General features: G+C 71.8%; 21 protein-coding genes and 1 pseudogene. 10 read left to right on the plus strand and 12 right to left on the minus strand.

The genetic code is table 11. The features are described from left to right. Positions 1-147 (plus strand): annotated as a pseudogene (locus BMZ92_RS38455) (ABC transporter ATP-binding protein); the annotation flags it as partial. A gap of 662 nt (positions 148-809) precedes the next feature. Here the strand turns inward: BMZ92_RS38455 and BMZ92_RS38460 are convergent. Genes BMZ92_RS38460 through BMZ92_RS34095 form a run of 3 tightly spaced genes read right to left on the minus strand, consistent with a single transcriptional unit; the run spans position 810 to position 3065 of the window. Beyond that, positions 810-2222, minus strand: coding sequence for an alpha/beta fold hydrolase (locus BMZ92_RS38460; protein WP_091516320.1), 1413 nt, complete (start codon positions 2220-2222; stop codon positions 810-812). A 9-nt stretch (positions 2223-2231) separates the two neighbouring features. Beyond that, positions 2232-2723: a ribonuclease E activity regulator RraA gene (gene rraA / locus BMZ92_RS34090; protein ID WP_091516323.1), complete on the minus strand. Its 492-nt coding sequence runs from the start codon at positions 2721-2723 to the stop codon at positions 2232-2234. 48 nt (positions 2724-2771) lie between these two features. Then, on the minus strand, positions 2772-3065 hold the full coding sequence (locus BMZ92_RS34095) for a hypothetical protein (protein WP_177228997.1): 294 nt from the start codon (positions 3063-3065) through the stop codon (positions 2772-2774). A gap of 177 nt (positions 3066-3242) precedes the next feature. On the opposite strand from BMZ92_RS34095, the gene BMZ92_RS34100 reads away from it, so the two are divergent. Both BMZ92_RS34100 and BMZ92_RS34105 read left to right on the plus strand, forming a co-directional pair. Next, entirely contained in the window at positions 3243-3971 is a 729-nt protein-coding gene (locus BMZ92_RS34100; protein WP_091516325.1) for a GAF and ANTAR domain-containing protein, read from the plus strand. Next, positions 3968-4705: a GAF and ANTAR domain-containing protein gene (locus BMZ92_RS34105; protein WP_091516327.1), complete on the plus strand. Its 738-nt coding sequence runs from the start codon at positions 3968-3970 to the stop codon at positions 4703-4705. The genes BMZ92_RS34100 and BMZ92_RS34105 overlap by 4 nt, the downstream gene beginning before the upstream one ends. A gap of 7 nt (positions 4706-4712) precedes the next feature. Here BMZ92_RS34105 and BMZ92_RS34110 read toward each other — a convergent pair whose 3' ends face one another. The 4 genes from BMZ92_RS34110 to BMZ92_RS34125 all read right to left on the minus strand — a co-directional run bounded on the left by BMZ92_RS34110 (position 4713) and on the right by BMZ92_RS34125 (position 8461). Further along, positions 4713-5228, minus strand: a complete 516-nt coding sequence (locus BMZ92_RS34110) for a lytic polysaccharide monooxygenase auxiliary activity family 9 protein (RefSeq protein ID WP_091516330.1) — start codon at positions 5226-5228, stop codon at positions 4713-4715. A 127-nt stretch (positions 5229-5355) separates the two neighbouring features. Beyond that, entirely contained in the window at positions 5356-6060 is a 705-nt protein-coding gene (gene phtC / locus BMZ92_RS34115; protein ID WP_245783417.1) for a 3,4-dihydroxyphthalate decarboxylase, read from the minus strand. 8 nt (positions 6061-6068) lie between these two features. After that, positions 6069-7058 carry a substrate-binding domain-containing protein gene (locus BMZ92_RS34120; RefSeq protein ID WP_091516334.1) on the minus strand — a complete coding sequence of 330 codons (990 nt, stop codon included), beginning with the start codon at positions 7056-7058 and terminating at the stop codon, positions 6069-6071. After that, the gene (locus BMZ92_RS34125) at positions 7055-8461 is read right to left on the minus strand and encodes an MFS transporter (RefSeq protein WP_091516335.1); all 1407 of its coding nucleotides are present in this window, start codon (positions 8459-8461) and stop codon (positions 7055-7057) included. The genes BMZ92_RS34120 and BMZ92_RS34125 overlap by 4 nt, the downstream gene beginning before the upstream one ends. Positions 8462-8554: 93 nt before the next feature. Between BMZ92_RS34125 and BMZ92_RS34130 the strand changes: the two genes are divergently transcribed. Next, positions 8555-9133, plus strand: coding sequence for a PadR family transcriptional regulator (locus tag BMZ92_RS34130; RefSeq protein ID WP_091516338.1), 579 nt, complete (start codon positions 8555-8557; stop codon positions 9131-9133). A 578-nt stretch (positions 9134-9711) separates the two neighbouring features. Here the strand turns inward: BMZ92_RS34130 and BMZ92_RS34135 are convergent. Further along, positions 9712-11007 carry a hypothetical protein gene (locus tag BMZ92_RS34135; RefSeq protein ID WP_091516341.1) on the minus strand — a complete coding sequence of 432 codons (1296 nt, stop codon included), beginning with the start codon at positions 11005-11007 and terminating at the stop codon, positions 9712-9714. A 196-nt stretch (positions 11008-11203) separates the two neighbouring features. Here BMZ92_RS34135 and BMZ92_RS34140 point away from each other — a divergent pair, with 196 nt between their 5' ends. Continuing rightward, entirely contained in the window at positions 11204-11980 is a 777-nt protein-coding gene (locus BMZ92_RS34140) for a crotonase/enoyl-CoA hydratase family protein (RefSeq protein WP_091516416.1), read from the plus strand. A 263-nt stretch (positions 11981-12243) separates the two neighbouring features. Then, the gene (locus tag BMZ92_RS34145) at positions 12244-12852 is read left to right on the plus strand and encodes an Rv1733c family protein (RefSeq protein ID WP_091516343.1); all 609 of its coding nucleotides are present in this window, start codon (positions 12244-12246) and stop codon (positions 12850-12852) included. Between the two features lie 504 nt (positions 12853-13356). On the opposite strand, the gene BMZ92_RS34150 is transcribed toward BMZ92_RS34145, so the two are convergent. Further along, positions 13357-13983, minus strand: a complete 627-nt coding sequence (locus BMZ92_RS34150) for an alpha-ketoglutarate-dependent dioxygenase AlkB (RefSeq protein ID WP_091516346.1) — start codon at positions 13981-13983, stop codon at positions 13357-13359. 42 nt (positions 13984-14025) lie between these two features. After that, positions 14026-15216 carry an RtcB family protein gene (locus BMZ92_RS34155; RefSeq protein ID WP_091516349.1) on the minus strand — a complete coding sequence of 397 codons (1191 nt, stop codon included), beginning with the start codon at positions 15214-15216 and terminating at the stop codon, positions 14026-14028. A 43-nt stretch (positions 15217-15259) separates the two neighbouring features. Here BMZ92_RS34155 and BMZ92_RS34160 point away from each other — a divergent pair, with 43 nt between their 5' ends. Continuing rightward, a complete protein-coding gene (locus BMZ92_RS34160; RefSeq protein ID WP_245783419.1) occupies positions 15260-16426 on the plus strand; it encodes an LCP family protein in 1167 nt (388 codons plus the stop codon). On the opposite strand, the gene BMZ92_RS34165 is transcribed toward BMZ92_RS34160, so the two are convergent. After that, positions 16423-17238 (minus strand): alpha/beta fold hydrolase, encoded by an 816-nt coding sequence (locus BMZ92_RS34165; protein ID WP_091516353.1) that lies wholly within the window; start codon positions 17236-17238, stop codon positions 16423-16425. The genes BMZ92_RS34160 and BMZ92_RS34165 overlap by 4 nt on opposite strands. 38 nt (positions 17239-17276) lie before the next feature. On the opposite strand from BMZ92_RS34165, the gene BMZ92_RS34170 reads away from it, so the two are divergent. Further along, on the plus strand, positions 17277-17789 hold the full coding sequence (locus BMZ92_RS34170) for a CGNR zinc finger domain-containing protein (protein ID WP_091516355.1): 513 nt from the start codon (positions 17277-17279) through the stop codon (positions 17787-17789). A gap of 59 nt (positions 17790-17848) precedes the next feature. Here BMZ92_RS34170 and BMZ92_RS34175 read toward each other — a convergent pair whose 3' ends face one another. Continuing rightward, the gene (locus BMZ92_RS34175) at positions 17849-18568 is read right to left on the minus strand and encodes an IclR family transcriptional regulator (RefSeq protein WP_177228998.1); all 720 of its coding nucleotides are present in this window, start codon (positions 18566-18568) and stop codon (positions 17849-17851) included. A gap of 132 nt (positions 18569-18700) precedes the next feature. Here BMZ92_RS34175 and leuC point away from each other — a divergent pair, with 132 nt between their 5' ends. Both leuC and leuD read left to right on the plus strand, forming a co-directional pair. Beyond that, positions 18701-20113, plus strand: a complete 1413-nt coding sequence (leuC, locus tag BMZ92_RS34180) for a 3-isopropylmalate dehydratase large subunit (RefSeq protein WP_091516359.1) — start codon at positions 18701-18703, stop codon at positions 20111-20113. A gap of 19 nt (positions 20114-20132) precedes the next feature. Next, positions 20133-20732 (plus strand): 3-isopropylmalate dehydratase small subunit, encoded by a 600-nt coding sequence (leuD, locus tag BMZ92_RS34185; RefSeq protein ID WP_091516361.1) that lies wholly within the window; start codon positions 20133-20135, stop codon positions 20730-20732. Positions 20733-20759: the final 27 nt, after the last annotated feature.

Genomic DNA, 20759 nt, shown 5'->3' on the forward strand with positions numbered 1-20759 from the left:
TTGCTGGTGGAGCAGAACGCGCAGCAGGCGCTGTCGCGGGCGCACCGGGCGTACGTGCTGGAGACCGGCCGCATCACCCGCGCCGGCACCGGCCGGGAGCTGCTCGCGGATGCCGGTGTGAAGGAGGCCTACCTCGGGGTCGCCTGACGGCGGTGAGGTGGGGCGGTGCCCCTGGCCGCGGCGCGGCGCGGTGGCGTGGTGGCGCGCGGATGCGAGGCCGATGCCGCGAAGCCTTGCGGCGGGGCGCGGCGGCCCATCGGCTGCCGGGCCGGTGCCGCGAAGGCGAGGCGGCTCCCGCCTGCCCGGCCAGGTCCGTGCGGCGAAGTCTTTCCCAGGGGCGGCGGCCCGTCCGCTGCCGGGCCGGTGCCGCGAAGGCGATGCGGCTCCCGCCTGCCCGGCCGGGCCGGTGCCTTTCCCAGGGTGTGGCCCATCGACTGCGGCCGGTGCCGCGAAGGCGGCGCTCCCGCCTGCCCGCCCGAGTCCGTGCGGCGAATGCCTTCCCGGGCGCGACGGCCCGTCCACTGCCGGGCGGATGCCGCGAAGGCGGCGCTCCCGCCTACCCGGCCGGGCCGGTGCCGCCAGAACTCCGTGGCACAGCTCCTGCCGTGAAAACCGCCACCGCCTCCGGGGGTGTGGCGCCCCCTCGACCGCCGCGCCATGCCGCCAAGGCGGCGCGGCATCCACCCGCCCCCCCGCGCCCGTGCCGCCAAGACCTCCCGCCACCGCCCCCGCCACCGCTGACCACCGCCACCGCCCCAGCCACCGCTGACCACCGCCCCCGCCACCCGCGCCACCACGGCGAGGCCCCGTCACCCCACCGAAGCCCGCCGGAACTCCGCGCGCCACAGGTCCAGTTCCTCCACCCGCACGAGAGCCAGCCCGCCCGCGGCGAACGCCTCCACCTCCTCGCGGGTCAGCGGCCACGGCGGCCCCGCCTGCTCGCCCTCGTCCCGCCGCGCGATGACGAGCAGCGTGCCGCCCGGCGCCACGAGCGACGCCACCGCCGCCGTGGCCGCCGCGCGGTGCGTGCGGGGGAGCGCCTGCACCGTGAAGTTCTCCACCACCAGGTCGAAGGCGCCCACGAGCTCCGCAGGAAGCGCCAGCAGGTCCGCCACCCGGTAGTCCACTGTGGACTCCGGGTACCGCTTCGCCGCCACCTCGATCGCCGTCGGGGAGACGTCGAACGCCGTGGTGGCCCAGCCCAGCTCCGCGAGGTACTCGGCGTCCGCGCCCAGCCCGCAGCCGACCACCACCGCCCGTCCGCGTGCCGTCCGCTCCCGCGCCCAGTCCACGAGCAGCGGCGAGGCGCTTCCGCGGTCCCACGGCATCGGCACCTCCCCGGCCACTCCCGCCGAGTACAGCCGGTCGAACCAGCCCGTCGGATCGTCGCAGGCGATGGACCGTGCTGCGAGCCGTCCGGCCTGTGCGTCCCAGCCGCCCGAGGTGTGCCGCAACAGCGCGGGCACCACGGTGTCCCACGAGGACGGCGGTGGCATCTGGTGACCGACACCGTCGAGCGGCAGCAACTCGGCACCGGGGATCTCGCGTGCAAGCGCTTCCGCGTGCTCGAAGGGGAACAGCGGATCGGCCGTGCCGTGGACGACCAGTGTGGGCACCGCGATCTCGCCCAGCCTGTGCCGCACCGGCTCCGGCGGTTCGATCAACGCGTGGTTGGAGGCGCACGCCAGCCCGCCGGACCGCGCGATCACGCGCTCGGCCACGGCCCGCGTGCGGGCTTCGTCGAAGTATGCGGGCGCGGCGAGTTGCCGTTCGAACTCCACCAGGTGCTCCGCGGTCGAGGGCATGGGCTGCACGGCGAAGTACTCCTCCAGCCGCGGGGACATCGGCGGCAGCCCCGCCCAGCCAGGGCTGGTGGAGATCAACGTCAGCGACTCGACCCTGGCGGGATGGCGCACGGCGAGGTGCTGCGCGATCGTCCCTCCCATGGAGACACCGACGACGTGCGCGCGCTCGATCCCGTACTCGCCGAGCACCCGCAACGCGTCGGTGACCAGGTCGTCGAAGCCGTACCCCGGCTCACCCGGCGGGTAGTGCACGGACTCGCCGGTGTCGCGGTGGTCGTAGCGCAGCACGAACCGGGCGCCCTCGGCGAGCCGGCGGCAGAAGGCGGGATCCCACCAGTCCATCGTCGCGCCCCCGCCACCGATGAGCAGGATCGCCGGATCCCGGGGTTCGCCGAACGCGTCGCTGCGCAGATCCATTCCCCGACACTAGGGACGGGACGGCAGCAGCACCACCCCGTCGTCGTCCGAATACAGGACGTCACCCGGATGGAACGTGATCCCGCCGAACCCGACCGGCACGTCCACCGCGCCCGCCCCGGCCTTGCTGCTCTTGCGGGGGTTCGTGCCCAGCGCCTTGATCCCGATCGGCAGGCCCGCGAGCACCGCGCTGTCGCGCACGGCGCCGTTGATCACCAGCCCGGCCCAGCCGTTGTCCACGGCCGCCTTCGCGATCAGGTCCCCGGTCAGCGCGCTGTGCAGCGAACCGCGCCCGTCCACGACGAGGACGGCGCCCTCGCCGGGCGTGTTCAGCAGCTCCTTGACGAGCCCGTTGTCGTGGTAGCAGGAAACGGTCCGCACCGGGCCGGTGAAGGCCCGGTGGGCGCCGAACTGCCGGAACTGCGTGTCGCAGACCTGGAGCCGGTCCCCGTGCTCGTCCACCAGGTCCGCGGTGCTGAAGGAAGGTGTCACGGCCGCCATGATGCCCGATCGGCCACGACGGCGCGGGTCATGGTCCTCAGTAGACGGTCAGCGGAAGAACAGCCGGGCGACGAGACCCGTGACGACGACCCAGAAGATCGCGGCGAGCCCGTAGTTCACCAGCACGGCCAGCTGCGGGTTGTCGATGGGGAACAGGCCGGGGAAGAACAGGGCCAGCGGTTCCGCGATCGCGCGGATGAAGCGCGTGAAGGCGTTGCCCGCGTTGGCGCCCAGCAGGATCAGCAGGATGTAGATCACTTCGATGAGGGCGAACACGGCCCCGACGCCGGTGACGATCCTGGCGGCGGAGGCGCGGCCCGAGTATGTTCGTGTCCTGGTCATACCGGAGAAATTCCTCCCCTGGCCGGGTGAGAAACTCCCGTGGGGGCCAAATACTCCGTTCGTCGGCGGCCACTGCTCCATCCGCTCCAGCGCCGCCGGGATCCGCGCGGCCCCCGGAACTACTGTAGGTATTGTTCAGCCACCCTGGCCGGAGGACATCGAGGCGGTACGCGGGAGATGAACCAGGACAGGGCGGCCAGGGTCTGGTCGTCCATCGTCGAGTGCGCACGTCGGGAAGCCGCTGCCCTGTCACTGCGGCACGCGTGCCTGGCCTGCGCGGAGGCCGTCTCAGCCGATGCGGCGGTGTTGTTGCTGACCAGTAGTCTGCAGACGGGGCATCTCGTGTTCGCCACGAACCCACTTGGCGAGGAGCTGGTGGAGCTGCAGACCACATCGGGACAGGGTCCGGCGCTGGACGCCGCCGGCGGGTTCGGCCCTGTCCTCGTACCGGACCTCGCGAGCGCCGAGAGCCGGGCCCGGTGGCCGGGCTACGCCCCCGAAGCGGTGCGGGCCGGCGCGCGGGCGCAGTTCTCCATCCCGCTGAGGATCGGTGCGGTGCGGGTGGGCGCGCTGGACCTCCACCGTCGTGAGGCGCGCGACCTGACCCCTGATGCACTGGCGGACACGATCGTCTACGCCGACGCCGCGCTCGCGATCGTCCTCGACAGCAGGGCGGGGACGAACGGTGGGGAAAGCGGGGAAACCTTCTTCGGACACGGGGCCGAACTCCACCAGGCCGCGGGCATGGTGTCGGTGCAACTCGGAGTACCGGTGGGGGAGGCCATGGTGCGGCTGCGCGCACACGCATACGCTCGCGGTGAGCGACTGGGGGCGGTGGCGAAGGCGGTTGTGCAGCGCCGGCTCAGGTTCGCTCCCAGTGACAAGTCCGAAGGGGAGCACCGATGAGCGGGCCCGACACGAGGGTGACACGGGTGTTCGTCGAACTCGCCGACACCCTGGTCGCCGACTTCGACCTGATCGACTTCCTGCACGGGCTGGCCGCCCGCTGCGTCGAGTTGCTCGCGGTCGACGCGGCCGGGCTGCTGCTGGCGGACGCGCACGGGGTCCTCAACGTCGTCGCCGCGTCCGACGAGCAGGCCCGGCTGCTGGAACTGCTGCAGCTGCAGAACGAGGAGGGCGCCGCGATCGACTGCTACCGGCTGGGCCGCCCGGTGCAGTGCGCCGACCTGAGCCAGGCGCCGCAGTGGCCGAGTTTCTCCCGCGCCGCGCAGGACGCGGGCTACCAGGCCGTGGTGGCCGTGCCGATGCGCCTGCGGGACGACATCGTGGGCGCGGTGAACCTGTTCGCGGCCACGGCCGGCGAGCTGGGTGAGGAACGGATCAGCGTCGGGCAGGCGCTCGCGGACATCGCGACCATCGGCATCCTGCACGAGCGGACCCTGCGGCGGCACGAGGTGCTGGTCGAGCAGCTGCAGACCGCGCTGACCAGCCGGATCACGATCGAACAGGCCAAGGGGGTGCTCGCCGAGCGGCTCGGCATCGGCGTGGAGGACGCGTTCGTCGCGTTGCGGCTCTACGCCCGCAGCCACCGCCGCCGGCTCGCCGAGGTCGCGCTGTCCGTCGTGGAGCGGCGGCCGGAGGGTGACGACGTCGTGGCGGCGTACCTGCGCGCGCACTGAGGGCCGCTCAGCCGATCCGCAGGTCCACGCAGGAGTAGAACGCGTTGGTCGTGTCGGCGATGTTCCAGACGGCGAGCAGTTTCTGCTGGCCGGTGAAGTTGCCCAGATTCACGGTGTGCGACACCGTGGTCGGGGGCTGGGCATCGCCGCCGTCGACCGTCTGGACGAGCGTGTCGCCGATGTAGTACTCCCAGTTGCTGGTGCGGTGCGCCGCGGTCATCGTCCACGTGAACGTGACCGTCCTGCCGACCGACGTCACCCGCCAGCCCTTGGCGTCGTCGTCGAGTTCGGCGAAGCGGGTGTTGCCGCCGCTGCAGCTGCGCAGCCCCTTGGGTCCTTCGACGCTCTGCGGCTCGTACTTGATGTCGCCGCACGCGACGATGCCCTGCGCGCACTGCGCCTGGCGGCTCGGCGGGGAGTTGATGTAGCCGTGCGCGCTGGCGACGCCTCCCGGCAGTGCGAGCGCGACGAGCGGGGCGAGTGCCGCTCCGGCGACGAGGGTCCTGACGTGTTTCCCGATCATGGTCGCGCCTCCTCTTCCGCTGGCTGCGGGACGGAGTTGTCTGAACCTTTGTGGTCTAGACCATAACGCCGGGTAATGGGTCGGTCAAGTACCGTTATGGTGGAAATTCCCCTACTTTCCTTGCGGGTCAATGGATCTTGACCGAGGCGAGCAACGCGCGCCACTGCGCGCCGGTGGTGAAGGCGGGCCCGAGGTCGGGCAGTTCGGCCAGATCCGCGTCACTCACCGGCGGCACGTCCGCGCCCAGCCGGTTCAGCTCCAGCGTCACGCGCGCCAGCGTTTCGAGCGCGATCGTGCGCACCACCGCCTCCTCGACGCTCGCCCCGGTCACCGTCACCCCGTGCCCGCGCAGCAGGCACACCGGCCGGTCACCCATCGCCGCCAGCATCTCCTCCGCCAGCTCCCGCCGCCGGATCAGCACCGACCTCGGGTACACGGGCACGCCGCCGACGGCCAGGCGCATACCGGGGATGTCGAACGCGCCGTAGACCGGCCGCAGCGGCAGGCCCGCGAGCCCGCACACGAGCAGCGCGGGCGGGTGCGCGTGCACCACCGCACCCACCTCCGGCCGGGTGCGCAGCACCTCGGTGTGGATCGGCAGCTCGTTCGGCACCCGCCATTCGCCGAGGTCGTCGCCCCGCCCGTCCAGGTCGACGAGCCGCACGTCGGCGGGTTCGGTGTACCGCAGCCCGCGTTCGCGGGGGCCACGGGTGCGCACCAGGAGGTGGCCGGGGTCGACGCGAGCGCTGACGTGGCCCAGTATCCCGTCCACGACGCCGTGTGCGGCCAGCACCCGGCACGCGTCCGACACCGTCTGCCACAGTTCGTCCACAGTGGACCTCACAGCTTGAACGAGTCGGCGGCGGAGGCCAGCACGATCTCCTCCGCCGTGCGGAGCCGGGAGGCCAGCCCCTGCTCGTGCGAGTAGCGGGCGAACGTCTCCAGCACGTGCCGGTTGCGCTCCAGGCCGTAGTCCCAGTAGCCGGGGCCCAGCACCTCCAACGTCTCCGCGAGGTGCTGCTGCAGCCACGGCAGCATCACCTTGAACGCGTTGCGGTGGTGCAGATCCGCGTACGCCACCTCCAGCGAGCGCGTGAACGCCTTCGTGAGCGAGCGCGCGAGCCACGGGTGCCGCTCGTGCAGCTCGCGCCGCAGCACCACGGTGTGCATGATCGGGAAGATCCGCGTCCGGCGGTAGTAGTCCTTCTCCACCGCCGCGAAGTCCTCGAACAGGTGCCGCACGGTGGGCACGCGGCCGAAGCACGACGGCTGCGTGGCGCTGTAGATCGCGTCGAGCTCGCCGTCGGCCAGCATCGCGGACAGGGTCTGCCCGGGGCCGATCGGCGTGACGCTGACCGAGTCCGGCAGGTTCAGCGCGATCTTCTCCGACCGGCCGGGTTCCTCGACGCCGCCGGTGAAGTACCGCACCGAGTCCACCGGCACGCCGTACTCCTCGGCGAGGATCCCGCGCTGCCACACGCACGCGGTCAGCTGGTACTCGGGCAGCCCGACCCGCTTGCCGACGAGGTCCTGCGGGCGCTCGATGCCGCTCGCGGTGTTGATGTAGATCGACTGGTGCCGGAAGACGCGCGACGGGAACACCGGCAGTGCGACGAACGGCGGGGCGTCGCGGTCCAGCGTGAGCAGGTAGGAGGACAGGCTCATCTCGCTGACGTCGAACTCCTGGTACCGCAGCTGCCGGTAGAAGGTCTCTTCGACGGGCAGGGACAGGAAGTTGAGGTCGACGCCCTCCGGGCGGACGCGCCCGTCCTGCAGCGCGTGCATCCGGTCGTAGTCCCAGCAGGCGAAGGACAGCTGGAGGCGGGTCATGCGGGAACTCCTTCGAGGTCGGGAACGGGGGTGGGCCGGCGCCGGGCGAGCGGCACGCACAGCAGCAGCGCGACGAGCGCGCACAGCCCGCACACGGCGAACCCGGCGAGGTAGGAACTGAGCGCCGGGGTCCCGGCGGGGGTGGTGAGGCTCGCGAACAGCACCCCGGCGACGGCGCTGCCGCTCGCGTTGCCGACGGCGTACATGACGACGGAAAGTCCCAGTGCGATCCCGGATTCGGCGGCGGGCACGGCGCGCAGCACGAGCAGTTGCGTGGCGGCGAGCGCGACCGCGAGGCCCATCGAGTCGAAGCCGAGTGACACGATTTCGACCACCGGCACGGCGTGCCCCAGCGCGAAACCGGCGAAGCCGACCGTGATGGCGGCGAACCCGAGCGCCGACGTGAGCACGAGCCCGCGGGGCCGGGCGGCGCGCAGCACGACGATGCCGAGCACGCTGCCGACGGCCTGGGGCAGCGCGAACCAGCCCGCGGTCAGGCTGCTCCAGCCGTAGCCGAAGCCGGACGAGACGGGGGTTTGCGCGAGGCGGGTGACGGCGGAGAGCGAACCGTAGATGCCGAAGGCGATCAGGAAGGTCATCGCGTAGGGGAGCGCGACCTGGGGGCGCAGCAGGTACGAGACGTCGATGAGCGGTGTGCGGGCGGTGCGTTCGCGCCACCACCACAGGGCGCCGAGCGCGACGCCACCGATCAGCAGGCCCAGCACCTGCGGCGAACCCCAGCCCCACGACGGTCCCTGGCTGAGGCCGAGCAGCAGCGCGACGAGCGCGAGGGTGAGCAGCACGGCGCCGGGCACGTCCAGCCCGCCGCGGGCGCGCTCGGGCGAGTCGCGGACGAACACCGCGGTCGCGGCGAGCCCCAGCAGGCTCGCGACCGCGCCCGCCACGAAGAAGAGGTGCCAGTTCTGCGGGTGGATGCCGACGATCGCGCCCAGCAGCAGGCCGCCCGCGATGCCGAGGCCCGTCCCGACGTGGATCGCGCTGATCGCGGTGTGCGCCTGTTTCGGGGGCAGCGTGTCGCTCGCGATCGCCTCGGGCAGGGCCAGCATGGGCAGTTGCGCGCCGATGAGGACGCGGCCGAGCAGGACGAGCGGGAGGTTCGTGGCGAAGCTGTCGATCAGGCAGCCGGCGAGTACGAGCGCCATCGCCAGCAGGATCACGGGTTTCTTGCCGATCAGGTCGGCGAGGCGGGTGAGGACGGCGAGGAAGACGGCGCCGGAGAGCAGGCCGGATGTCAGGATCCAGGACGTGCCCGCGGCGGAGGCGTGCAGTGCCTTGCCGATCGCGGGGAGGAGGGGCAGGAGGCCGACCTGCATGAGCTGCAGGGCGAAACCGAGGTAGGTCAACGTGACGACGGCGGCGCGGCCGTTCGCGGGTGCGCTCATGGGAGGAACTCCGATCGTCGATGATCGAGCGAGCCGTACGCTAGCACAAGTACGTAAGCATTTACGTATGAAGTTACATATTTGGAGGCCCCGATGTCCCTGCGCCACGCGCTGCTCGCCCTGCTCGAGGCCGGGCCGATGACGGGGTACGAGCTCGCGAAGCAGTTCGACCAGTCGGCGGACCGCGTCTGGCACGCGCCGCACCCGCAGATCTACACGGAGCTGCGGAAACTGGAGCGCGAGGACCTCGTGGCAGCGGACGAGGTGGCGCGGGGGACGAAGGCGGTGAAGCGGGCGTACCGGCTGACGGAGGCGGGGGAACGCGAGCTGCGGAGGTGGGTGTCGGAGGTCGAAGCGCCGTCACCGGTTCGTGACGCGGCCTACCTGAAGGCGACGTACTTCGAGTACGCGGACCCCGAGGTGGTGCGGCGGCAGTTCGAGGCGCACCGGGCGCACCACCAGGAGCAGCTGCACCGGTGGGAGCGGCACGCGGCGCAGCTGCGGGCGCGGGAGACGGAGCTGCTGCAACGCCGCCTGGCGCACGCCCCGCAACCCCAACACGAGGCGATCGTCGCGTACAAGGTCCACGTGTACGAGGGCATGGCGGAGCGCGCCAGGGCGGAAATCGCCTGGGCCGAGCGAGGACTGGCACTGGTGGAGAAGCTGGGGTGAGGGGGGTGGGGGCTTCGGGCGGAGCCCGGGGTGGCTGGGCTTCAGGCGGGTTTGGCGCGCTGCGGGTTGGGCTTCGGGCGGGTTTGGCGCGCTGGTCGGTCGGCTTTCGGGCGGCTGGGGTTTGGGGCCGGAGGGCTTCGGGCGGGTTCGGGTGTGCTGGGGGCTGGGCCTCAGCACGGCAGGGCTTCGTTCGGGTTTCGTGGCAGGACTTTGGTGGCGGTTAGCGCCTCCGAGCATCCTGGCTTCGGGGCGGAGGTCAGGGCGGCAGGACGTTGCCCGGAGTTCGGGGCGACCAGTCGCGGGCTCTGCGATGGCGCCACGCGAGTCGGCGCGGGTTGCCGTTGAGGCGGTTCGCGCGGGGACGGAGTTTCCGGTCATCGATCGGTTCGGTGACCGGGTAGTGCCAGTCGGAGGAATCGGGTCTTCGCGCTGGCGCCTTTCCCGTCCCTTGGCGGCAGTCGCGCGGGCGTGGTTCCGCGCTGGCGCCCCTCGGCCCCGCGGCTGATGGCCATGCATCGGCCGAGGCTCAGCGTTCGCGTGGGTGGGCCTTCGCCGCTGCGCAGCCGCTGAACGTCCCGTCAGTCGAGGTCGGCGAGGCGCTTCTCCGCTGCCGAGGCGGTGCGCTTGGCGGACGTGAGTGCCTTCCGCGCGGCGGAGACCTCTGCTCGGAGTGCACGTTCGATCTGGGTCGCTTCCGCGAGCTGCGCCCGGAGATCGGCCACGGCGTCGGCTGCTTCCGCGGCCCGCTGCTCCGCCTCGGAAAGGGCTTCCTCGGCCGCTTCCCGTGCCTCGATCGCCGCGGCCGCCTCGTCGCGGATGGCTTGGCGGCGGGCCTCCTCCGCGCGCTCTCGCTGCCGGGCCGCTTCCGCCTGCTTCCGCTCGGTCTCTCGCTGCCGGTCGGCCGCTCGCTTGCGGTCGGTTTCCTGCCGCTTGCCGGTGGCTCGCTTGCGGTCGGTTTCTCGCCGCTGGTCGGTGCGCGCCTGCTTCCGCTCGGTCTCCCGCTGCCGGTCAGCGGTCGCTCGCTTGCGGTCGGTTTCCTGCTGCCGTTCGGTGGCTCGCTTTCGCTTGGTCTCCCGCTGCTGGTCGGTGGTTCCCTTGCCGTCGGTCTCCCGTCGCCGGTCAGCGGTCGCTCGCTTGCCGTCGGTTTCCTGCTGCCGGTCGGTGGCTCGTTTTCGCGTGGTCTCCCGCTGCTGGTCGGTGGTTCCCTTGCCGTCGGTCTCCCGTCGCCGGTCAGCGGTCGCTCGCTTGCCGTCGGTCTCCTGCGTCCGCTGGGTGGTGCCCCGCTTCCCGGCGCGGTCCGGCCGCTCCGTGGCGCCCTGCTTCCCGGCGCGCTCCCGCCGCCCCTCCGCCCCGCCGGCGTCCCGCGTCCGGGTGCTGCCCGGCTCCGGGAGCACCGCCGCCGTCAGCCATTGTTCCGGCGTGCCGGGCGCCAGTGCGGCGCTCAACCGAGCGGCGCGGACCGCCTCCAGCGCTTGTTCGTCCGACACCGCGGCTTCGAAGGTGTCATCGATCTGCCTGCTCGTCGCGTCGCTGTAGGTGTAGGCCGCCTTGCGCGCCAGCCACTGCGCCCGCTTGTTCAGCAAGCCGATCAGCTCGTGCCGCCGCCGCGACAACGTCCGCAGCTCGTCCCCCGCCAGCGACTGGTGCGCCGCCCGCAACGCGGCACCCACCTCCGCCAGCCGGTCGATCTCCTCCGGGCAGTTCCGGCTCACCTGGTTGACCAGCCACGCCGCCACCGTCGGCTTGCGCAGCCCCGCGATCCGGTCCGCCAGCGCGCGATCCGGCCGCGCCTGCTTCGCCCGCTCGTCCCGCAGCGCGGTGAAGTCCTCCCGCTTCGCGGCGAACAGCTCGTCCGACACCGTCTCGAAGTCCATCGCGCCCAGTCAAGCACGATCCCGGTGCCTACGCCCCGCAGCCGATTGGCATAGACCACGACTCTTTCGGGTGACGACGTTGTGCGGGGGCCGCGCAACCCGGAACGTTCGTGCGAAAGCCGCGAAAAGGGAAGGAAGTTCTCACGAAATCCTCGCGGAAAAGGGAAAACGGCAACGCCTGCTAGTGTCGGTCCTCATGAGCGAGGCAGCCGTCCGCGTCGAACGCCGTGGCCCCGTCACCACGGTCGTCCTGCACCGCCCCGAAGCCCGCAACGCCGTCGACCGACCGACGGCCGAAGCCCTCCGGCAGGCCTTCGAGGACTTCGACGCCGACCCGGACGCCTCCGTCGCCGTCCTCTGGGGCGATGGCGGCACGTTCTGCGCCGGCGCCGACCTCAAGGCCATCGGCACGGACCGGATGAACCGCCTCGCTCCCGACGGTCCCGGTCCGATGGGCCCGACCCGCCTGCGCCTCGGCAAGCCCGTCATCGCCGCCGTCGCAGGTCACGCCGTCGCCGGCGGCCTGGAACTGGCCTTGTGGTGCGACCTCCGCGTCGCGGCGGAGGACGCTGTCTTCGGGGTGTTCTGCCGCCGCTGGGGAGTGCCGCTGATCGACGGCGGCACCGTCCGCCTGCCCCGCCTCATCGGGGAGAGCCGGGCGATGGACCTCATCCTCACGGGCCGCCCCGTCGAGGCCGCCGAAGCGCTTCAGATGGGCCTGGTGAACCGCGTCGTGCCCGCGGGCGAGGAGCGGGCCGCGGCCGAGGAACTGGCCGCCGCGATCGCCCGGTTCCCGCAGACCTGCCTGCGTCACGACCGCCTGTCCGTGCTCGACCAACAGGGCCTGCCCGAGGCGGAAGCGCTTTCCCGGGAATGGGAGCACGGAATGGCGTCGTTCGCGGCGGACGCGGCCGCCGGGGCGAACCGTTTCGCGGCCGGAGCGGGCCGCGGCGGATCATTTTCGGATATTTGAGCGAAAGCGCGTTCGAAATACTTCTGGTCACGGTGGGTCACCAGCGAGGGGCATGCTTTCGGACGATGTCGGCGCGGGGCGGGTCCGTGCCAGCATGGGCCGGATGGTGATCTTTCCCGCGCGGGCACGGCAAAGTCCGCGATTGTGACCCGTTGCTCAAAGCGGTGTTGGTCTCGTTCGCGAGCCTTTCGGGTACTCGCGCGGCAAAGTGGGTATTGCCATGGGTGTTCGCCACGTAAGCTGGGAAAGGGGGACTGGGGACCGTGAACGGACCATTCGGGCGTACAGCCCGATTCTGGCGCCGTATCCACCTTGGTCGTAATCCGCTGGCCAGACGCTCCGACCGCGTCGAGGCCGTCGTGCTGCTGGTCGCCGTACTGGGGTTGCTCATCGCGCTGCCGCTCGCCGCGCTCGTCGGGACCAACACCTATCGCGGGCAGCTCGCCGTTTCCGCGCAGCAGCAGGCCTCGCGCCACCTCACCACCGCGACCCTCGTCGAGAACGCCCCGACGCCCGTGCCCGCCACCGACGGCGCCTACCTGAGCGCGAACGGCGGCACCACCGGCACGCACGCCCGCTGGACCCTTCCGGACGGGGCCGAGCGGGTCGGCACCGTCGCCGCGGATCCGGGTTCGCCTGCCGGGACGCGGGTGCCCGTGTGGCTGTCGGACGCCGGAAACCCCGTGCCCGCGCCGATGACCTCCTCCGACGCCACGACGACCGGGATCCTCGCCGGGATCTTCGCGTGGCTGGTGGTCGCGCTGGGGCTCACCGCGGTGTACTGGAGCGTGCGCCTCGTCCTGGACCGCCGTCGCGCCGTGCACTGGGAGCGGGAGTGGCAGTACGCGGGAGAACGCTGGGCTCGTTTCTGAGCCGTCGCGCGGTGACGTGGGGGGCTGGGGCCCTGCGGTGTGGACTGTGGGTGATGACTGTCGGGACCGCGGCCTCCGGGTGATGTGGGGTCACGGGGGCTGAAGACGCCGCGGTGCGGGACTTCGCGGATGGATGCCCGAGCCGGTGCTGTCGAGTGGGGAAGCGCCCCGGTGGGCCGTGGGTTTCGGGACCGCGGCCTCCGGTGACATGGGGGATCAGGAGAGGCGGGCATCCCGCCTGGAGCGGCGCGTGCCCGCACTGCGGGCGGGCGCACGCGGGGCGCGTGACGCCGCGCCCCGCCGGAAACTCGCCGTGCGGCCGCCCGAAACCTGCCGTGCCCCGTCGGAAACCTGCCGTGCCCCGTCGGAAACCCGGCGTACCCCGTCGGAAACTCGCCGTGCGCCGCTCGGCCCCGCCGCGCCGCGTCGGAAACCCGCCGTGCGCCGCCCGAAACCCGCCGCGCCCCGCCGGAGACCCGCCGCGCCGCACCCCCGAAACCGCCCCTAACGCACCCCCCGCGGCCGGAACTGGATGCTGATCCGCGGCCCGACCGGCTTGCCCGTCTTGGGAATCGCGTGCTCCCAGGTCCGCTGGCACGAACCGCCCATGACGATGAGGTCGCCGGGGCCCAGGGCCTGCCGGATGGTCTGCCCGCCGCCACGCGGCCGCAGCAGCAGGCTCCGTGGCGAACCCACCGACAGGATCGCCACCATCGTGTCCTCACGGGAACCGCGGCCGATCGTGTCCCCGTGCCACGCCACGCTGTCCCTGCCGTCCCGGTACAGGCACAGCCCCGCCGTGCGGAACGGCTCCCCGAGCTCGGCCGCGTAGTGCTCGCTCAGCGCCGACCGCGCCTCCACCAGCACGGGATCCGGCAGCTCGTCCTGCTCCCCATAAAAACTGAGCAGCCGCGGCACGTCGACGACCCGGTCGTACATCCGGCGCCGTTCGGCGTGCCACGGCACGCGCTCCATCAGCCGTTCGAACACCGTGTCCGCACCACGCAGCCAGTCGGGCAGCACGTCGATCCACGCGCCGTCACTCAGCGGCGTGCGCCGGATCGCCGACAGCGGCCGGAGCGACGTCTCGTCGGTCTGCCCGAACAGCGAGCACTGGAGTCCCACGGTCATGTCCGCCAGTGTACCCGCTGTTCGAACACCTGTGCGAACTTTTCACCCCTTCACGCACACCACCTGCTTGAGGTGCGCCACCACCTCGACCAGATCGGTCTGCGCGGCGATCACGGACTCGATGTCCTTGTACGCCGCGGGGATCTCGTCCACGACACCCGCGTCCTTGCGGCACTCGACCCCGCTCGTCTGAGCGGCGAGGTCCGCTTCGGTGAACGTCTTGCGCGCCTTGGTCCGCGACATCCGCCGTCCCGCGCCGTGCGACGCCGACAGGAACGACGCCTCGTTGCCGAGCCCGCGCACGATGTAGGACCCGGTGCCCATGCTGCCCGGGATGATCCCCAGATCACCCGAGCCCGCGCGGATCGCGCCCTTGCGGGTCACCAGCACGTCCACCCCGTCGTACGTCTCCTCCGCCACGTAGTTGTGGTGGCACGAGACCGGCTCGTCGAACCGCACGCCCGGCACCTCGTCCGCGAGCGCCCGCTGCACGAGCGCGACCATCGCGGCCCGGTTGCGCGCCGCGTAGTCCTGCGCCCAGAACAGGTCCCTGCGGTACGCGGCCATCTCCGGCGTGCCCGCGACGAACACCGCGAGGTCCCGGTCCGGCAGATCGGCGTTGTGCGGCAGGCGGCGCGCGATGTCGATGTGCCGCTTCGCCAGCTCGTTGCCGATCCCGCGCGAGCCGGAGTGCAGCATCAGCCACACGCGGCCCTCGTCGTCCCCGCCCTGTTCCAGGCACACCTCGATGAAGTGGTTGCCACCACCGAGGCTGCCGAGCTGCGCCCGCGCGCGGTCACGCAGGTTCTGCACGCCCGCGTGCAGTTCCCCGAAGGACGACCAGAACTCGTCCCACCCGCCGACACCGGGCACCCGCGCCGGGTTCACCGGGGTCTTGTGCATCGCGAACCCCACGGGCACCGCCGATTCGATCCGCCGGCGCAGCCTGCCGAGGTCGTCGGGGAGGTCGCTCGCGGTCAGGGAAGTGCGCACCGCGCTCATGCCGCACCCGATGTCGACGCCGACCGCGGCGGGGGAGACGGCGTCACGCATCGCGATGACACTGCCGACCGTCGCGCCCTTGCCGTAGTGGACGTCCGGCATCACCGCGAGACCGTGCACCCACGGCAGGTTCGCGACGTTGCGGAGCTGCCGCATCGCGGCGTCCTCCACCGACGACGGGTCGGCCCACATCCTGATCGGTACCCGCGCGCCTTCCAGTGCGGCGTGCATCTTCGTTTCCTCTCCTCGGCTACTGCTTCTTCACGGTATCCGCATGCGGCAACTGGTTTGCTCGTTCCCGATGACCACGAAACGCGCCGGGCTGACGGTGGTCGCACTGGTGTCCCTGCTGGTGTTCGCCGCGACGGGCGTCGGCTGGAGCCAGGTGCACCGGCTGACCGCGGGACTGTCCACAGCCGACGTCCTCGACCCGGGTGCGGCGAGCACCACGGGCGAGCAGAACATCCTGCTCGTCGGCCTGGACAGCAGGACGGATGCGCAGGGCGAGCCGTTGCCCCGGAACCTGCTGGACCAGTTGCACGCGGGGGATTCGAGTGACGGCGGCGACAACACCGACACGATGATCCTCGTCCACATCCCCGCCGGCGGCGGGGCGGCGACGGCGTTTTCCATCCCGCGTGACTCCTATGTCCGGCTCGCGGGCGGTTTCGGCCGGCACAAGATCAATTCCGCCTACACCTACGCGCAGGTCGCGGCGGCGAACCGGTTGCGGGCCCAGGGAGTCACGGGCGCGCAGCTGAACGTCCAGGCGGCGCAGGCGGGGGCGAAGAACGCGGTCCAGACCGTCGAGCAGCTGACCGGGCTGACGGTGACGCACTTCGCGTCGGTGAACCTCGTGGGCTTCTACGACATCAGCGAGGCGATCGGCGGGATTCCCGTGTGCCTCAACGCTCCTGTGCGCGATGCGTACTCCGGTGCGGACTTCCCGGCGGGTGAGCAGACGATCTCCGGCGCGCAGGCGCTCGCGTTCGTGCGGCAGCGGCACGGGCTGCCGAACGGGGACCTCGACCGGATCCGGCGGCAACAGGCGTTCCTGGCGAGCATGGCGCACACGGTGCTGGCCGCGGGAACCCTCACGGATCCGGCGAAGCTGACGAAACTCGTCGGCGCGCTCCAGCAGTCCGTCACGATCGACCAGGGGTGGGACGTCTTCTCCTTCGCCCAGCAGCTGCGGAACCTCAGCTCCGGGCAGATCCGGTTCGAGACGATCCCGGTCGGGAACACCGACCTCAAGACGTCCGACGGGGACGCCGTGCAGGTCGATCCCGCACAGGTCCAGGCCTTCGTCCAGCAGGCGACCGGCGGTGCCGCTCCGTCCACAGTGGCGCCGCCCACGACGGCGAGCAGGGTCACGTCACGGCCCGCGACGCCGCCAGCGGCGCCGCCCGTGACGGCCGGGAACGTGACGTGCGTCAACTAGTGTCCACTCAGGAACGGCAGGAGTGCCGCGGTCAACTGCGCCGGGGCGTCCTCCTGCACGAGGTGCCCGGCGCCCGCCACGCGGTGGAGCCTGCTCCCGGGGATCCGCGCCACGAGCCGCTCGCCGTGCTCGATGGGCAGCCACTCGTCCTGCTCGCCCCAGCACACCAGCACGGGTAGCGCCAGCGAGCCGTAGCGGTCCTCGATCTCACGGGTGTACCGCTCGTCCGCCTGCGCCACCTGGCGGTAGAAAGCGGCCTGCCCCGTCGCGCCGAGCCACGGTTCGACGAGCCGGTCGCGCACGTCCGGCAGCAGGCCCACGGCACTGGCACTGCTCACGTACTCCCGCACGAGAGCCCCGTGCAGATGCGGCGGCAACTGGTGGAAGACCGGGGCGTTCTCGCGGACGAGGCGGAAGAACGGGGTGCCCCACGTGCCCTGCGCGACGGCGTCGACGAGCGCGAGCCTGCCGTGGCGGGCGCCGTGCAGCAGCAGTGCGCGCAGCGCCACGGCGCCGCCGAAGTCGTGTGCGACCACGGCGGGGGAGTCCAGCCGCCAGTGCTCGAGGAGTCCGGCGAAGATCCGTCCCTGCGCGGCGAGCGACACGTCCTGCCCGTCGCGCTTCTCCGAGGCGCCGTAGCCGAGCAGGTCCCAGACGAACACCTCGTGCGTGCCGGCGAGCGCCCGCGCCACGTTCCGCCACACGAAGGAGGAGAACGGGGTGCCGTGCAGCAGGACGACGGGCGGGCCCTCCCCGAGCCGGTCCCAGCGCACGGCGCCGTCAGGGGTGTCGAAGGTTCGCGTCAGCTCCATGGTTACCGACAATAGGGTTCAGCTGGTAACTTCGCCGGGTGAGCTACTCGCGGCCAGGAGCGCCGGGCGCACTGGCGCTGCTGGAAACCTTCTGCAACTCCGCGCGCTTCCTCTACGGGGAGGACGCGTTCGCCGACGTGCCGAGCGCGGAGAAGTGGCTGCGGGAGCACGGGATGCGGGTGCCGGCGCTCACCGAGCGCGAACTCCGGCGCCTCGTCGAGGTCCGCGAAGCCATCAGGGACCACCTCGGCGGCGAGTCCCCGGCCGTGCTCAACCGCCACGCCCGTGCGGTGTTCACGGCTCCCCAGTGGACTCCGGGAGGAACTCCCGTGCTGGCCGCCAAGGAGCGGGGCGGGCTCGTCGCGGACCTGCTGTCCGTGTTGTTCCTCGGGGACGTGACGGGGGAGACGGCGCGGCTCAAACCGTGCCGGGCGCCGGAGTGCCGGTGGGTGTTCTACGACCGCTCACCGGGCCGCAACAGCGTCTGGTGCAGCATGGACATCTGCGGCGCGCGCCACAAGATGCGGGGCTACCGCGCCCGCCGGGGCTGAGGGCGCGAAAAGAGCGCCGGCGCGGCACCGGATGGCGCCACGCCCGCGGACGTTCCTCCTCAGAGGCGTTCCTGCAGCCGTTCGGCGGCTTCGAGCAGATCGCTCGCCCAGCGGGCGCCGGGCTTGCGGCCGATGCGTTCCACCGGACCGGACACCGAGACCGCCGCGATGACCGTGCCCGAGGAATCCCGTACGGGCGCGGAAACACTCGCTACCCCCGGCTCGCGCTCGGCGACGCTTTGTGCCCAGCCGCGGCGGCGCACCTCCAGCAGCGTCCGTTCGCCGAACACCGCGTCCGCCAGGATCGCGCGCTGCGTGTGCGGATCCGCCCACGCGGCGAGGACCTTCGCGCCCGAACCGGCCGTCATCGGCAGCCGGGAGCCGACGGGCACGGTGTCCCGCAGCCCGCTGGACGGTTCCGCCGCCGCGACGCACACGCGCTGCACGCCGTCGCGGCGGTAGAGCTGCACGCTCTCGCCCGTGCTGTCGCGCAGCTTCGGCAGGACGGACCCGGCGGCGTCGAGCAGCGGATCCGCTGTGCCACCGGCGAGTTCCGCCAGCGCCGTGCCCGGCCGCCACCGGCCGTCGGGGCCGCGCCGCAGCAGCCGGTGGACCTCGAGGCCGACGGCGAGGCGGTGCGCGGTCGCCCGCGGCAGTCCTGTCCTGGTGCACAGTTCCGCGAGGCCGCACGGATCCTCGGCGACCGCCTGGAGCACGGCCACTGCCTTATCGAGCACACCGATACCGCTCTGCTGGTTCGAAGGGCTATGCTGTCCCACGAAGCGATATTAGCTTCCCGAATCATGGGAAGTCCACAATCTGGGAAACAACGAACTCGAGCTGCCCGCGCGCGGCTCGGCGGGCGTGGTCGAGTTCCTTTGCTCCCAACCAACCTCTTGGGAGGAGCGCAGATGACCGCCACACGGCCCCGCACGCTGGCCGAGAAGGTCTGGGATGCGCACGTCGTGCGCAAGGGCGAGGGCGCGGAGCCCGATCTGCTCTACATCGACCTGCACCTGGTGCACGAGGTCACCAGCCCGCAGGCGTTCGACGGGCTGCGGCTGGCAGGCCGCCCGGTCCGCCGTCCGGACCTCACGATCGCGACCGAGGACCACAACGTCCCCACGGTCGACATCGAGCTGCCCATCGCGGACCCGGTGTCCCGCACGCAGGTCGACACCCTTCGCCGCAACTGCAAGGAGTTCGGCATCCGGCTGCACCCGATGGGCGACGCGGAGCAGGGCATCGTGCACGTCATCGGCCCGCAGCTCGGCCTGACGCAGCCGGGGATGACCGTGGTGTGCGGCGACAGCCACACCTCCACGCACGGCGCGTTCGGCGCGATGGCCTTCGGCATCGGCACCTCCGAGGTCGAGCACGTGCTCGCCACGCAGACGCTGCCGTTGCGGCCCTTCAAGACCATGGCGATCAACGTCGACGGGCAGCTCCGGCCGGGTGTCACGGCGAAGGACATCATCCTCGCCGTCATCGCGAAGATCGGGACCGGCGGCGGCCAGGGCTACGTGCTGGAGTACCGCGGCAGCGCGATCGAGGCGCTGTCGATGGAAGCCCGCATGACCATCTGCAACATGTCCATCGAGGCGGGCGCCCGCGCCGGGATGATCGCCCCGGACGAGACCACCTACGCCTACCTCAAGGACCGCCCGCACGCCCCCAAGGGCGCGGACTGGGACGCCGCGGTGGCGGAGTGGAACGAGCTGCGCACCGACGAGGGCGCGGAGTTCGACGCCGAGGTGCACCTCGACGCCGACAGCCTGACCCCGTACGTGACGTGGGGCACCAACCCGGGGCAGGGTCTTCCGCTGGGCGAAAGGGTGCCGGACCCGGAGACGATCGCGGACGAGAACGAGCGCTTCGCCGCCGAGAAGGCCCTGTCCTATATGGACCTGAAGCCGGGCACCCCGCTGCGCGAGATCAAGGTCGACACGGTCTTCCTCGGCTCCTGCACGAACGGCCGGATCGAGGACCTGCGGGCCGCCGCGAGCGTGCTGCAGGGGCACAAGGTGGCCGACGGGGTGCGGATGCTCGTCGTGCCGGGCTCGATGCGCGTGCGCCAGGCCGCCGAGGCGGAGGGACTGGACAAGGTGTTCCTCGACGCCGGTGCCGAGTGGCGGCAGGCGGGCTGCTCGATGTGCCTGGGCATGAACCCGGACCAGCTCAAGCCGGGTGAGCGCAGCGCGTCGACCTCCAACCGCAACTTCGAGGGCAGGCAGGGCAAGGGGGGCCGCACGCACCTCGTCTCGCCGCTCGTGGCGGCGGCCACGGCCGTCCGCGGCACCCTGTCCAGCCCCGAGGACCTCTGACCCGAAGGAGTCTCCCACCATGGAACCGTTCAAGACACACACCGGTGTCGGGGTGCCCCTGCGCCGGTCCAACGTGGACACTGACCAGATCATCCCGGCCGTCTACCTCAAGCGGGTCAGCCGCACCGGCTTCGAGGACGGCCTGTTCGCCGCCTGGCGGGGCGACGAGACCTTCATCCTCAACCAGGAGCCCTTCAAGGCGGGCAGCGTGCTGGTCGCCGGGCCGGACTTCGGCACCGGCTCCTCGCGCGAACACGCTGTCTGGGCATTGCTGGACTACGGCTTCCGGGTCGTCATCTCCGCCCGCTTCGCGGACATCTTCCGCGGCAACGCCGGCAAGGGGGGCCTGGTGGCCGCCCAGTGCGAGCAGATGGACGTCGAGCAGCTGTGGAAGATCCTCGAGAACGACCCCGGCACGGAGGTCACGGTGGACCTCGAGGAGAAGACCGTGCGGGCCAAGGACTTCGTCGCGAGCTTCTCGATCGACGACTACACCCGCTGGCGGCTGCTGGAGGGGCTCGATGACATCGCTCTCACCCTCCGCCACGCCGAGGAGATCGACGCGTTCGAGTCCCAGCGTCCCAACTGGAAGCCGGTGACTCTCCCGCAGGGGGCCTGACCGGCACGGATTCCCTGCTCAGCAAGG

The sequence above is a fragment of the Amycolatopsis sacchari genome (genome assembly GCF_900114035.1).
Lineage (GTDB): Bacteria > Actinomycetota > Actinomycetes > Mycobacteriales > Pseudonocardiaceae > Amycolatopsis_E > Amycolatopsis_E sacchari.

Coding starts and splice junctions, on each gene's coding strand:
- BMZ92_RS34120 (WP_091516334.1), bottom strand. CDS start 7,058: ATGACCCGCCTCCAGCTGTCCTTCGCCTGCTGGGACTACGACCGGATG.
- BMZ92_RS34165 (WP_091516353.1), bottom strand. CDS start 17,238: ATGGAGCTGACGCGAACCTTCGACACCCCTGACGGCGCCGTGCGCTGG.
- BMZ92_RS34100 (WP_091516325.1), top strand. CDS start 3,243: ATGAACCAGGACAGGGCGGCCAGGGTCTGGTCGTCCATCGTCGAGTGC.
- BMZ92_RS34155 (WP_091516349.1), bottom strand. CDS start 15,216: ATGCACGCCGCACTGGAAGGCGCGCGGGTACCGATCAGGATGTGGGCC.
- BMZ92_RS34160 (WP_245783419.1), top strand. CDS start 15,260: ATGCGGCAACTGGTTTGCTCGTTCCCGATGACCACGAAACGCGCCGGG.
- BMZ92_RS34130 (WP_091516338.1), top strand. CDS start 8,555: ATGTCCCTGCGCCACGCGCTGCTCGCCCTGCTCGAGGCCGGGCCGATG.
- BMZ92_RS34095 (WP_177228997.1), bottom strand. CDS start 3,065: ATGACCAGGACACGAACATACTCGGGCCGCGCCTCCGCCGCCAGGATC.
- BMZ92_RS34125 (WP_091516335.1), bottom strand. CDS start 8,461: ATGAGCGCACCCGCGAACGGCCGCGCCGCCGTCGTCACGTTGACCTAC.
- BMZ92_RS34140 (WP_091516416.1), top strand. CDS start 11,204: ATGAGCGAGGCAGCCGTCCGCGTCGAACGCCGTGGCCCCGTCACCACG.
- leuD (WP_091516361.1), top strand. CDS start 20,133: ATGGAACCGTTCAAGACACACACCGGTGTCGGGGTGCCCCTGCGCCGG.
- rraA (WP_091516323.1), bottom strand. CDS start 2,723: ATGGCGGCCGTGACACCTTCCTTCAGCACCGCGGACCTGGTGGACGAG.
- BMZ92_RS34150 (WP_091516346.1), bottom strand. CDS start 13,983: ATGACCGTGGGACTCCAGTGCTCGCTGTTCGGGCAGACCGACGAGACG.
- BMZ92_RS38460 (WP_091516320.1), bottom strand. CDS start 2,222: ATGGATCTGCGCAGCGACGCGTTCGGCGAACCCCGGGATCCGGCGATC.
- BMZ92_RS34110 (WP_091516330.1), bottom strand. CDS start 5,228: ATGATCGGGAAACACGTCAGGACCCTCGTCGCCGGAGCGGCACTCGCC.
- leuC (WP_091516359.1), top strand. CDS start 18,701: ATGACCGCCACACGGCCCCGCACGCTGGCCGAGAAGGTCTGGGATGCG.
- BMZ92_RS34135 (WP_091516341.1), bottom strand. CDS start 11,007: ATGGACTTCGAGACGGTGTCGGACGAGCTGTTCGCCGCGAAGCGGGAG.
- BMZ92_RS34105 (WP_091516327.1), top strand. CDS start 3,968: ATGAGCGGGCCCGACACGAGGGTGACACGGGTGTTCGTCGAACTCGCC.